Origin of the sequence: Clostridium tetanomorphum, assembly GCF_017873215.1 — a bacterium.
Lineage (GTDB): Bacteria > Bacillota > Clostridia > Clostridiales > Clostridiaceae > Clostridium_AO > Clostridium_AO tetanomorphum.
The window spans coordinates 1-12,162 of record NZ_JAGGKA010000009.1 but is presented as its reverse complement, the minus strand read 5'-3'; the positions used below and the strand labels follow the sequence as shown (position 1 = coordinate 12,162).

The 12,162-nt window shown below is 28.7% G+C and carries 13 protein-coding genes; 12 read left to right on the top strand and 1 reads right to left on the bottom strand.

The features are described from left to right. Positions 1–75: 75 nt before the first annotated feature. The 8 genes from J2Z24_RS10135 to J2Z24_RS10100 all read left to right on the top strand — a co-directional run bounded on the left by J2Z24_RS10135 (position 76) and on the right by J2Z24_RS10100 (position 6,688). Positions 76–726 carry a riboflavin synthase gene (locus J2Z24_RS10135; RefSeq protein ID WP_035149275.1) on the top strand — a complete coding sequence of 217 codons (651 nt, stop codon included), beginning with the start codon at positions 76–78 and terminating at the stop codon, positions 724–726. A gap of 55 nt (positions 727–781) precedes the next feature. After that, entirely contained in the window at positions 782–1,990 is a 1,209-nt protein-coding gene (locus J2Z24_RS10130) for a bifunctional 3,4-dihydroxy-2-butanone-4-phosphate synthase/GTP cyclohydrolase II (protein WP_035149277.1), read from the top strand. 33 nt (positions 1,991–2,023) lie between these two features. After that, the gene (gene ribH, locus J2Z24_RS10125) at positions 2,024–2,485 is read left to right on the top strand and encodes a 6,7-dimethyl-8-ribityllumazine synthase (protein ID WP_035149279.1); all 462 of its coding nucleotides are present in this window, start codon (positions 2,024–2,026) and stop codon (positions 2,483–2,485) included. A gap of 225 nt (positions 2,486–2,710) precedes the next feature. Beyond that, positions 2,711–3,208, top strand: coding sequence for an FMN-binding protein (locus tag J2Z24_RS10120; protein ID WP_035149280.1), 498 nt, complete (start codon positions 2,711–2,713; stop codon positions 3,206–3,208). A gap of 97 nt (positions 3,209–3,305) precedes the next feature. Continuing rightward, positions 3,306–4,328, top strand: a complete 1,023-nt coding sequence (locus tag J2Z24_RS10115; RefSeq protein ID WP_051593336.1) for an RnfABCDGE type electron transport complex subunit G — start codon at positions 3,306–3,308, stop codon at positions 4,326–4,328. A 234-nt stretch (positions 4,329–4,562) separates the two neighbouring features. Continuing rightward, complete coding sequence (locus tag J2Z24_RS10110; protein WP_035149282.1) at positions 4,563–5,207, top strand: HDIG domain-containing metalloprotein; 645 nt, start codon at positions 4,563–4,565, stop codon at positions 5,205–5,207. A 515-nt stretch (positions 5,208–5,722) separates the two neighbouring features. After that, on the top strand, positions 5,723–5,941 hold the full coding sequence (locus tag J2Z24_RS10105; protein WP_035149284.1) for a helix-turn-helix domain-containing protein: 219 nt from the start codon (positions 5,723–5,725) through the stop codon (positions 5,939–5,941). Positions 5,942–6,169: 228 nt separating this feature from the next. Continuing rightward, positions 6,170–6,688, top strand: a complete 519-nt coding sequence (locus J2Z24_RS10100; RefSeq protein ID WP_035149286.1) for a peptidylprolyl isomerase — start codon at positions 6,170–6,172, stop codon at positions 6,686–6,688. A gap of 127 nt (positions 6,689–6,815) precedes the next feature. Here J2Z24_RS10100 and J2Z24_RS10095 read toward each other — a convergent pair whose 3' ends face one another. Beyond that, on the bottom strand, positions 6,816–8,756 hold the full coding sequence (locus J2Z24_RS10095) for an NAD(+) synthase (RefSeq protein ID WP_035149287.1): 1,941 nt from the start codon (positions 8,754–8,756) through the stop codon (positions 6,816–6,818). Positions 8,757–9,127: 371 nt separating this feature from the next. On the opposite strand from J2Z24_RS10095, the gene J2Z24_RS10090 reads away from it, so the two are divergent. From J2Z24_RS10090 to J2Z24_RS10075, 4 genes are all read left to right on the top strand, one after another. Beyond that, a complete protein-coding gene (locus J2Z24_RS10090) occupies positions 9,128–9,376 on the top strand; it encodes an NfeD family protein (RefSeq protein ID WP_443652019.1) in 249 nt (82 codons plus the stop codon). A gap of 12 nt (positions 9,377–9,388) precedes the next feature. Beyond that, the gene (locus tag J2Z24_RS10085; RefSeq protein WP_035149291.1) at positions 9,389–10,336 is read left to right on the top strand and encodes an SPFH domain-containing protein; all 948 of its coding nucleotides are present in this window, start codon (positions 9,389–9,391) and stop codon (positions 10,334–10,336) included. 205 nt (positions 10,337–10,541) lie between these two features. Further along, entirely contained in the window at positions 10,542–11,240 is a 699-nt protein-coding gene (locus J2Z24_RS10080) for an MgtC/SapB family protein (RefSeq protein WP_035149295.1), read from the top strand. Between the two features lie 56 nt (positions 11,241–11,296). Further along, positions 11,297–12,007: a tetratricopeptide repeat protein gene (locus J2Z24_RS10075; protein WP_051593338.1), complete on the top strand. Its 711-nt coding sequence runs from the start codon at positions 11,297–11,299 to the stop codon at positions 12,005–12,007. Positions 12,008–12,162 lie beyond the last annotated feature (155 nt).

The following is a 12,162-nucleotide window of genomic DNA, read 5'->3' as shown; positions in this document are numbered from 1 at the left end:
AAGTAAGAAATAGCATAAAACATCTGTACTCTATACTCTGTAATTTGTACTCTGAATAAAAAAGGTGGTGACGTTTTGTTTACTGGTATTGTAGAAGAAATAGGAATAATTAAGAACATAAGTAAAGGAGCAGAATCAGCTAGTATTACTATAGAGGCTAAAAAAATATTAGAAGATGTAAAATTAGGAGACAGTATAGCTACCAATGGAGTTTGTCTTACAGTTACTAAGTTTACTAAGGATAGTTTTACTGTAGATGTTATGCCAGAAACTATGAGAAAAAGCGGTTTAAATAACCTATCTATAGGAAGCAGAGTTAATTTAGAAAGAGCATTAAGACTTTCTGATAGACTAGGAGGACATATAGTAAGTGGTCATATAGATGGAACAGGAAATATAAAAGAGTTTAAAAAAGACGATAATGCAGTTTGGATTTCAATAGAAGGAGAAAGTAATATTTTAAAATATATTATTCCTAAAGGTTCCATTACTATAGATGGAGTAAGTTTGACCGTAGCTTATGTAGATGAACATATATTTAAAGTATCTATAATACCTCATACTGGGGAAGGAACAACTCTCTTACATAAGAAAGTAGGAGATAAAGTCAATTTGGAATGCGATATTATTGGAAAGTATGTAGAAAAATTATTAGCTTTTAATAAAAAAGAAGAAGGTAAAAGTAATATAGATTTTAATTTTTTAGCTGAGCATGGATTTATGTAATATATTTAATTAATTTATGGAATGATTAAAAAAATAACAAAGGGTGGTAATTAGTATGTTTAAGTTTAATACTATTGAAGAAGCTATTATAGATATAAAAGAAGGAAAAATGGTAGTTGTAGTAGATGATGAAGATAGAGAAAATGAAGGAGACTTAATAATTGCAGCAGAGAAGGTAACACCAGAGGCTATAAATTTTATGGCTAAGTATGGAAGAGGACTTATATGTATGCCTGTAATAAAAGAAAGATTAAAACAGTTAAATATATATCAGATGGTAGATGTAAATACAGATTCTAATTGTACAGCTTTTACAGTATCTATAGATGCAAAGGAAACAACAACAGGTATCTCAGCCTTTGAAAGAGCTGCAACTATAAACAAGGTCTTAGATTCAGAAGCAACAGAAAGTGATTTTAAAAGACCAGGACATATATTTCCATTGGAAGCAAAGGAAGGTGGAGTATTAAAAAGAGCTGGTCATACAGAGGCTTCAGTAGATTTAGCAAGATTAGCTGGATTTTACCCAGCAGGAGTAATTTGTGAAATTATGAATGAAGATGGAACTATGGCAAGGATTCCACAGCTTATGGAATATGTAAAAGAACATAATTTAAAAATAATAACTATAGCAGATCTTATTTCTTATAGAAGAAAGAATGAATCTTTAATAGAAAGAGTAGTAGAGGCAAAGATGCCTACAAAATATGGTGACTTTATGGTATATGGCTATGTAAATAAACTAAATGAAGAACACCATGTTGCTTTAGTAAAAGGAGATATAAATACTAAAGAACCAGTACTTGTTAGAATGCATTCAGAATGTCTCACAGGAGACGCGCTAGGTTCCATAAGGTGCGATTGTGGTGATCAATATGCAGCAGCTATGAAAGCCATAAGTGATGAAGGAAGAGGAGTTTTAGTATATATGAGACAAGAGGGAAGAGGTATAGGACTGATAAATAAGCTAAAGGCTTATGCCCTTCAAGATAAGGGAATGGATACAGTTGAAGCTAATATAGCTTTAGGTTTTCCACCAGACTTAAGAGATTATGGAATAGGTGCTCAAATACTTGCAGACTTAGGAATTAAACAAGTTAAACTTATGACTAACAATCCTAAAAAAGTATCTGGACTTTCAGGTTATGGCATAGAAATAGTAGATAGAGTTCCAATAGAAATATATGCTCATGAAGAAAGTGAATTCTATTTGAAAACTAAAAAAGAAAAAATGGGACATTTATTAAATCTAGATAATGAATAATTAATGAAATAGAAATTTTAGGAGGAATTTAAAATGAAAATGTATGAAGGAAATTTAATAGCAGAAGGTTTAAAGTTTGGTGTAGTAATAGGAAGATTTAATGAATTTATTGGAAGTAAACTTTTAAGCGGAGCTTTAGATGGATTTAAAAGACATGGTGTAAAAGAAGAAGATATAGAAGTTGCTTGGGTACCAGGTGCTTTTGAAATACCTCTTATAGCTAAGAAAATGGCAAAGTCTAAAAAATATGATGGAGTTATATGTTTAGGAGCAGTTATAAGAGGTGCTACATCACATTATGAACTTGTTGCAGCAGAAGTAACTAAAGGGATAGCAAAGGTAACTTTAGATGAAGAAGTACCAATAATATTTGGAGTACTTACTACGGAAAATATTGAGCAGGCTATTGAGAGAGCAGGAACAAAATCAGGTAATAAAGGATATGAAGCAGCAGTAACTGCTATTGAAATGGCAAATTTAATAAAAGAATTATAATTTTGGAATTTTTTAAATTCTAATTGTAAAGGAACTGTATGAAAATGGTTTTATTATGTTTTTATTTTGATATAGTCCCTTTATTTTTTTATAACTATTGAATGATATTGTTCTTTTTTTAGAATATTGTATTAAATAAAATGATTTTATATTGACACTATTCTGATAATATATTAACATAAAATTGTAATAGAAATTAATATAAAATTTTAAGGGGGAGTTCTAATGAAGAAAGTATTAAGTGTTGTGCTAACATCTATTCTATCTCTATCCTTATTAGCTGGATGTGGAAGTTCAAATAAAGATACAAATACATCAGCAGATAAAACAAAAGATACAAAAACAGCTGCAGAGTATAAAGATGGAAAGTATAAAGCTACTTATAATAAACTTGATAATCATGGATGGAAAGCTTTTGTAGAAGTTGAAATAAAAGATGGCAAAATTGCCAGTGTAGATTTTGATTATTTAAATAAAGATAATAAGAGAAAATCAGAAGACAAAGAATATAATGAAAAAATGAAACCTATTTCTAAGACAGCACCAAATGAATTTTGTCCTAAGTTAGAAAAAGATCTTGTTGATAAACAAGAAGTTGACAAAGTTGATGCTATATCAGGAGCTACAACTTCAACAAAAAACTTTAAAAATTTGGCCAAAGCTGCATTAGAAAAGGCTAAAAAAGGAGATACAAAGGAAGCTGTAGTTGAATTAAAAGAATAAAGAATTATGTAATAATATGAGGGACTTTAACAAAATAAAGTCCCTTTATATTCTTAAAATACAGAAAATTTTGGAAAATAGAAAGGAGGACAGCTAAGTGAATAAAACATTAAAAGGGACTATTGTATTGTTTTCAATAACTGCAATTTGTGCATTGATTTTAGCTATTACAAACAATAATACAAAAGATGTTATAGTTGCTAGAGAAAAAATGGAGAGTTTGCAATTAAGTGTTATATTGCCAAAATACAAAGCTACAGATGTGAAAGAAATGGATATTGTATTTAATGAGGAGGATATTATTACTGGGGCATATGAAGCTTATGAAGATGGAGATGTTTGTGGCCATGCTATAATGGTTACTCCCAAAGGTATGGGAGGACTTATAAAGATGACTGTTGGAATATGTAAAGATGGTACCATTGGAGGGCTTAAAGTAGTATCACATTCAGAAACTCCAGGTATAGGAGATATTGTGGAAAAAGAAAGTTTTATGGGAAGATTTAAAAATAAGTCTATAAAAGAAAATATAGAATCAGTAAAATCATCTCCAACAAAGGATAACCAAGTGGAGGTGGTTACAGGAGCTACAATAACTTCAGCAGCAGTATCTTCAGGAGTCAACAAAGCTATAGAATTTTATAGAGAAAAGATTTTAGGAGAAGAAGTTAAAGCTGAAAATAAAGAAATAGAAGCAAAGGATATTATTTCACAAGGAAATAGTATGGAACCATTAGATATAAAAGGAAATGAAAAGATTAAGGAAGTTAAAGGTATATATAAGGATAAAACATTAATAGGATATGCAATAACCACTTCAGTTAAAGGAATGGTAGATGAAATTAAAACTATGGTTGGAATATCTACTAAAGGTAAAATCACTAATATAAAAGTTTTGGAACAGAAAGAAACAGAGGGTTTAGGAGATATAATATTGAAGGATGAATTTACTAATAAGTATAAAGACAAATCTGTAGATAAAACTCTTGAATCTGTAAAAGAAAAACCAAAACTAGAAAATGAAATAGAAGCAGTAACAGGAGCTACTATAAGCAGCAATGCTGTAACTAATGGAGTAAATGAAGCTATCAAATTTTACAATGAAAAATTAAAGAAATAAAAAATGACCTTTTTTATCCACGTATTAAACATAATTTAAAGCAAAAAATATTAGTGAATTATAAGCTAATATGTAGCTAATTTGTAGTCCATGATATAATAAAAGGAGGGATATAAGGTGGCTAAAAAAGGTATGAAAAGACCTGCTCCAGATGAAAATCCAACTTATGAAACTAAAAAAAGAAATAAAAATCAACAGCCTGTTCCCGAAACCAAAAAGTAAAGGAAGATTGTTATGATACAAAAAGAAGAAATATTTGAAGAATTTACTCAGCATTTGCTTAAGGATTATAAACCTTCCTTATATTTTGATAAGGTATTTAAGGAGGGAATATTAAAAGATGAATATCCTTTTAACTTTTTATGGGATTTAATAAAGATAGAGCAAAGTCCTAAGCACCATCCAGAGGGAAATGTTTGGAAGCATACCATGATGGTATTAGATAAAGCAGCAGAAAATAGACATTTAAGTGAAAATCCACGAATTTTTATGTGGGCTGCTTTACTTCATGATATTGGAAAAGCTCCTACTACTAAACTTAGAAAGGGAAGATTAACTGCCTATGACCACGATAAAGTAGGAGCGGGTATGGTTATAAAATTTTTAGAACAATTTACTGATGATAAAGATTTTATAAAAAAGGTTTCACTTCTAGTAAGATGGCATATGCAACCATTATTTATAGCCAAAAATATGCCCTTTGGAGAATTAGATAAAATGTTAGAACAGGTTTCACCTGATGAAATAGCGTTACTCTCAGTTTGTGACAGATTAGGTAGAGGAAAAATGACAGAAGAAAAAGCAAAAGAAGAAAAAGAAAGTATAGAGAAATTTTTAAAAAGAGCTAAAGAAAAAGCTGAAGATATGTTAACTGTATAAAATAAAGGGCTATCTCAAAATAGATTAATGAATATAGTGTAATCTGTTTTACACCCTCTTGAGATAGCCCTTTATTTTCATTTGCTTCAATTTTACATTTATTTTTTTATTTACGAAGTTACTTTTTGTGTAACTTTGTATAGTTATTTTTATTGGTAAATTTAAACCTTCTATATTTTTTAGATTATCCTTTAATTTTTGTTATTATAGTTTCCTTTCTTTTAGTAAAACTTAATATATTTTTAACTTCCATGCCTTCACTTCCTTTCTAATAATTAGACTAATAAGCTATGCAAAAAGTTTTATCAGGAAAATAATACTACAAAAGTAATTTATTTTAATTAAATAAGAACAATATACATACAAATATAATAAATATTCGCTATATATAATTGAATATTGTTAATAATGAGTTAATTATACGTATTTTTCGAAAAATATATATAAATTTTCTGATAAACATGATATAATGAAGTTGATAAACCTATAGTATAATTAAATAAGGGGGTTTTTAAATGTTAGATGGGAAAAAAATAAGAGAGTATAGATTAAAATTAGGATATACTGCTTCTGATATTGAGAACCTAACGAAAAATTCTAAATACTTAACTTCAATTTCAAAATCTTATTTGGAAGAACTTGAGAGAGGAGATAAGAATAACCCCAGTTTACAAAAGGTTGTTGTATTAGCAAACATACTTTGCTGTAAGTTAGATGATCTGATTGTACATTAGACAAACTATTCAATACGGATTTATCATATATAAATTGCCACAAATACTGTTTAACGAACAGTATTTGTGGCAATTTTATGTATTTACAGAATAGAATTACTTTTTTATAGTAGAATATATAATAAGGTTTTTTCTTGTAAATTATAGTTACAAATAATATAATTAATTTTATCTTATGGCTATGTGCTATAAGTTTTGCTTAATATTAAAGGAAAAGGAGAGATAATTATGCAGAATCCAGTAGTTACTATACTTATGGAAAATGGAGATATAATGAAGGGTGAACTTTATCCTAATGTAGCTCCAAATACAGTAAATAATTTTATAAGCCTTATAAAAAAGGAATTTTATAATGGGCTTACTTTTCATAGAGTAATTCCAGGTTTTGTTATCCAAGGAGGATGTCCACAAGGTACAGGAGTAGGTGGACCTGGTTATTCTATTAAAGGAGAATTTACTGCTAATGGATTTAAAAATGAGTTAAAACATACAGAGGGAGTCTTATCTATGGCAAGAGCTATGGACCCTAATTCAGCAGGAAGTCAATTTTTTATTATGGTAGGAGATGCGCCACATTTAAATGAGCAGTATGCAGCTTTTGGAAAGATAACTGAAGGATTAGATGCAGCTATGAAGATAGTATCTGCTTCAACAGATTTTTCAGATAAACCATTAGAACCACAAAGAATAAAGGAAATGACAGTAGAAACTTTTGGAGTAGAATATCCAGAACCAGAAACTATTTAATTTTATTTTGAATTATAATTGAATAGTTAGTAGTTAAAAAGAAATTTGCTAATATAGAAAATCAATATTTTTAGAAGACTGCTGAAAATTTTGTTAGGTTTCCAGCAGTTTTTTATTTAATATTTAGTTAAATAAATATGTTACTGCTTCCATCAGAAGGCATTCGTAAATCTCCTCTAGGGGAGAGACTTATAGTACCTACTTTTGGACCATCAGGCATAGCAGAACGTTTAAATTGCTGTGAAAAAAATCTTTTTATAAAGATATTCAACCATTTTTTTATAGTTATCTGATTATATGTTTTATTAAAGGCTTCACATGCTAAAAATAGTATTTTTTCGGGAGAAACCCCTTTCATAAAGTAGTATAAGAAAAAATCATGAAGCTCATAAGGTCCAACTATATCTTCAGTTTTTTGAACTATCTCTCCATTTTTATCTTTAGGAAGTAGTTCAGGACTTACTGGAGTATCTAAAATGTCTAACAAGATATTGGAGATAGTTTCATCTACTTCATTCTCTGCTACATATGTAACTAAATATCTAACCAAAGTTTTTGGGATAGAGCAATTTACAGCATACATGGACATATGATCACCATTATAAGTACACCATCCTAAAGCAAATTCAGACAAATCACCAGTACCTATAACAAGACCGTTTTCCTTATTGGATATATCCATAAGGATTTGAGTTCTTTCTCTTGCCTGAACATTTTCATAAGTTACATCATGGATATTTGCATCATGGCCTATATCTTTAAAATGTTGAAGGCAGGAATTAACTATATTTATTTCTCCTAAATCTGTATTTAAATTTTTACACAGATGCACTGCATTATTGTAAGTTCTATCTGTGGTTCCAAAACCGGGCATAGTTATAGTTACTATATTTTTTCTGGGAATATTTAACATATCAAAAGTTTTTACTACAACAAGAAGAGCTAAAGTAGAGTCAAGCCCTCCGGATATACCAATAACTGCTTTTTTTAATCCTGTATGAGTAAATCTTTTGGCTAAGGCAGCACTTTGAATATTAAAAATTTCTTTACAGCGGATTTCTCTTTCATTTATCTTACTAGGAACAAATGGATGCTTATCTATAAATCTATAAAAAATAAAATTATCTGAGTCATCAAATTTAAAATTTATTTCTCTTATTTTAAATGGATGAGCTTTAGTATTATCTTTATAGCTTACATTTTTTAGTCTATTTTTAATTAATTTTTCTACATCTATAGAATGAGTTATTATCTCATTATGTCTTTGAAATCTATTATTTTCTTCTAATATAGTACCATTTTCTCCAATAAGTAAATGTCCACTAAATAATAAATCTGTGGAGGACTCAAAAACTCCAGCAGAAGAATAAACATAAGCAGCCATACATCTAGCACTTTGTGATTTTACTAAATCTTTTCTGTAAATAGCTTTACTTACAATTTCATTAGAAGCGGAAAGGTTTCCTATTATATTGGCTCCACTTAGACTTAAATAGCTACTAGGAGGAATTGTTACCCACATATCCTCACAAATTTCAAATCCAAATTTAAAAATTCCACTTGTAAATATTAAATCCACTCCAAAAGGAATGTTATCTTGAAAAGGTAAATTGATAATCTTATCTTTTATGTCTATACCTGATGTAAACCATCTTTTTTCATAGAATTCAGTATAATTGGGTATATAACTTTTAGGAATGACTCCTAATATTTTACCTTTATATATTATAAAAGCACAGTTGTATAGTGAATCTTCATATATTATAGGAGAACCAATTGCAACTAGAATATCTTTATTTTTTAAATAGTCACATAGATTCTCTATTGCCTTTAAAGAAGAAGTTAATAAATGAGTATTTAAAAATAGATCTGCACAAGTATAAGAAGTTATACAAAGTTCAGGAAAAACAATCATTTTCACATTTTTATTTAAAGCGGTTTGAATACATTCTTCTATATTTTTTAGATTAAAATCTATATCACATACATTAGTAATAGGACACGCAGCTGCCACATTTATAAAATCATTACTAGGTTTATATTCTAAATGTTTTTTTGAAGTACTCATACTATATACCTCCAATATTTTTTATAGATACTTTTACAAACTTATTATGAATTAACAGAAGTTGATTGTCAATTAACTATAGTGTAGCTTAAATCTATCTTATATATTAATAAATAAGTGTAAAATAAATAAAGAATAGTGTATAATAATAGTAAACGATAGTTTGTTTTTGGAAGGAGGGAGTTATCATAGAGACTACAGCTTCAATAATATTATGGGTTGTAATAGGAATAGCATCTATAGCTATTGATTTAATAACTAGTAATTTACTTTTTGTGTGGTTTACTGTTGGATGTTTAGCCTCACTAATAGCGTTAATTCTTAACTACTCTTTTACAATACAATTGATTACTTTTATTGGTGTAAGTGCAGTGTTTATAGCTATAGGTTATCCATTAGCAAAAGAGGCTTTAAATAAAACTGTTATAAAAACGCCAACTATGGAAGAAGGATATATTGGAAGAGAACTTCTAATGGAAGAAGATATAGAAGAAAAATCAATGATAAAGCTTGATGGAATATACTGGACTGTAAAGAATCAAGGAGAACCAATAGTTAAAGGCGATAAAGTTAAAATTATAGGTATAGAAGGAAATAAATTAATAATAAAGAAAATATAGGAGGGATTAATTATGATAGGAAAAATAGTACTATTAGTAGTATTATTAATAGTATTAATAGCAATTTTATCATCTATAAAAGTTGTTAATACTGGATATATTTATATTCTTGAAAGATTTGGGCAATTTTATAGAATACTAGAGCCAGGATGGCACTTTACTATTCCTTTTGCAGATTATGTAAGAAAAAAGGTTTCAACTAAACAACAAATACTAGATATAGAACCTCAAAGTGTTATAACTCAAGATAATGTTAAAATATCCATAGATAATGTTATATTCTATAAGGTTATGAATGCTAAAGATGCAGTTTATAATATTGAAAACTATAAATCTGGTATTGTTTATTCAACTATAACAAATATGAGAAATATAGTTGGTAATATGACGTTAGATGAAGTGTTATCAGGAAGAGATAAGATAAATAATGGACTTTTACAGGTAGTAGACCAAATAACTGATGCTTATGGAATAAAGATACTTTCTGTTGAAATAAAAAATATTATTCCACCAGCTGAAATACAGCAAGCAATGGAAAAACAGATGAGAGCAGAAAGAGATAAGAGAGCAGCAATACTTCAAGCAGAAGGACAAAAGCAGTCTGAAATTGCAAGAGCAGAAGGTGAGAAGCAAGCTAAGATACTTCAAGCAGAAGCAGAAAAAGAAGCTAATATAAGACGTGCAGAAGGATTAAGGCAGTCACAAGTACTTGAAGCTGATGGTAAGGCAGAAGCTATAGAAGCTGTAGCAAAAGCGGAAGCAAAAGCTATTGAAATGGTTAATAAGGCTATACTAGATTCAGGTACTAATGAAACAATTATAGCATTAAAGCAAGTAGAAGCTTTACAAGAAATGGCTAAAAACCCTGCTAATAAACTTATACTTCCAAATGAAACTTTGTCTTCACTAGGTAGTATAGCAGCCATAGGAGATTTGTTAGATAAAAATAAAGTTAAATAATGAGAAAAGCGTGTCTATAAAGACATGCTTTTTTCATTATTTAAGTGTATATGTATGAACAAACTGTACATAAGGAATAAAAATAGGTATAATGTAAAGCAAGTGATTATTAGTTATATACAGATTAAAATTGAATATAGAAGTATTACAAAAAAATTCCACTTATTGAAATGCCAACATAATATATAGTAGGAGGTGTTACAATGTGAAAATAAGTGAAATACTAATTAGAATAGTAATTTCTATATTAATAGGTGGAATGATAGGTTATGAAAGAGAAAATAAGAATAGACCAGCAGGGTTTAGAACTCATATTCTTGTTTGTCTTGGAGCAGCTGTAATATCAATGATACAGGTATATGATATTGAATATGTAGCAACAATGATAAAGAATAACAGTGAATTATCAACAGCATTAAAAGTAGATATAGGTCGACTTGGAGCTCAGGTTATAAGTGGTATAGGCTTTTTAGGAGCAGGAACTATTATTCATGATAAAGGTTCAGTAAAAGGACTTACTACAGCTGCTAGCCTTTGGGCAGTAGGATGTATTGGACTAGCTGTTGGAAGAGGATATTATTATTTAAGTATTCTTTCTGCTATAAGTGTAGTAATTATTTTAGTATCATTAAAGAAATTTGAAGATAAGTTTAGAGAAAGATGTACATCAGTACAGTTGCAAATAGATTATAATGACAAAGAAAAGGTATCACAAGATGTATCTTGTTATTTTAAAGAAAATAATATAAAAATAAAAAATATAGAATTTTTTATTGAAGAAGAAGAAAAAAAAGAGAATATGAGTAGCTTATACACTGTTTTAATTCCAAGGTGTGTTAATAAAGAACAGGTTATAAATGATCTAAGTAAGAAAAAGGAGATAGTTAGAATTGAGATAATTTAAAACGAGAGGAGGAAGGTAAGTATAGTAATTTTTAGATTCTATACTTATAAAGATTTATGAATAATGTTAATAAAAAAATATTAATAGTAGTTAGTGTAGTTATATTAGGTATAGCTAGTATAGTTGGTATATATAGGTATAAGAGTGGGAAAAATTATGAGAATCTTATAAATAGTGCTAATAACCATATGAAAGATGGAAAGTATGATGAGGCAATAGAAGTGTTGCAAGAAAGTCTTTCATATAAAATGGATGAAAGTGTAAAAGATAAGATTGAATTAGCAAAACAATATAAAGAAGCAAAGGCCATATACGACAGAGGTATTAAGTTTGTAAGTGAAAAGAAATACTTAGAGGCTATAAAAGAATTTGAGAAGATAACTAAAGAAGATGGTAAAATTTATAGTGAAGCAATAAGTAAAATTAAAGAATGTAAAAAACAATATGAAGCTTTAAATACAAATAATAAGAAGAATACAGAAAGTAATAAACAAGGTAATGAAAATAGTGGCAATGGTGTAAATGCAAAGATAACACCAGATTATGCTTGTGAACTAGTCAAAAAGCAGCTAAAAGGAAATAATGACAAGATGAAGTTTAATTATGATCATGATGATGTTAAAAATGGTGTTCAATATTATGTGATACAAGCTTTTGAGGATCTTTCAGATCATGTGGCCACTAGTGGATGGTATTATGTAGATAAGAACACAGGTAAAGTATATGAATGGGATTTATCATCAGATTTACTAATTCCATTAAAGTAAATATTATAATGGAGCTGTCGCATTAGCATAAAAAATTTGCTAACGCGACAGCGTTTTTTAGGTATTTCATAGCAACTTTAAAGATGCTTTAAATCCAAATGAGTTCAGCACTTAAAAAATGACGCATTTTAATAAGCCTTTAACATTAAGGCTTT

Excerpts from the sequence above, each read along its gene's own strand:
- J2Z24_RS10075 (WP_051593338.1), top strand. The coding sequence starts at position 11,297 with ATGAATAATGTTAATAAAAAAATATTAATAGTAGTTAGTGTAGTTATA.
- J2Z24_RS10100 (WP_035149286.1), top strand. The coding sequence starts at position 6,170 with ATGCAGAATCCAGTAGTTACTATACTTATGGAAAATGGAGATATAATG.
- J2Z24_RS10095 (WP_035149287.1), bottom strand. The coding sequence starts at position 8,756 with ATGAGTACTTCAAAAAAACATTTAGAATATAAACCTAGTAATGATTTT.
- J2Z24_RS10130 (WP_035149277.1), top strand. The coding sequence starts at position 782 with ATGTTTAAGTTTAATACTATTGAAGAAGCTATTATAGATATAAAAGAA.
- J2Z24_RS10105 (WP_035149284.1), top strand. The coding sequence starts at position 5,723 with ATGTTAGATGGGAAAAAAATAAGAGAGTATAGATTAAAATTAGGATAT.
- J2Z24_RS10110 (WP_035149282.1), top strand. The coding sequence starts at position 4,563 with ATGATACAAAAAGAAGAAATATTTGAAGAATTTACTCAGCATTTGCTT.
- ribH (WP_035149279.1), top strand. The coding sequence starts at position 2,024 with ATGAAAATGTATGAAGGAAATTTAATAGCAGAAGGTTTAAAGTTTGGT.
- J2Z24_RS10085 (WP_035149291.1), top strand. The coding sequence starts at position 9,389 with ATGATAGGAAAAATAGTACTATTAGTAGTATTATTAATAGTATTAATA.
- J2Z24_RS10120 (WP_035149280.1), top strand. The coding sequence starts at position 2,711 with ATGAAGAAAGTATTAAGTGTTGTGCTAACATCTATTCTATCTCTATCC.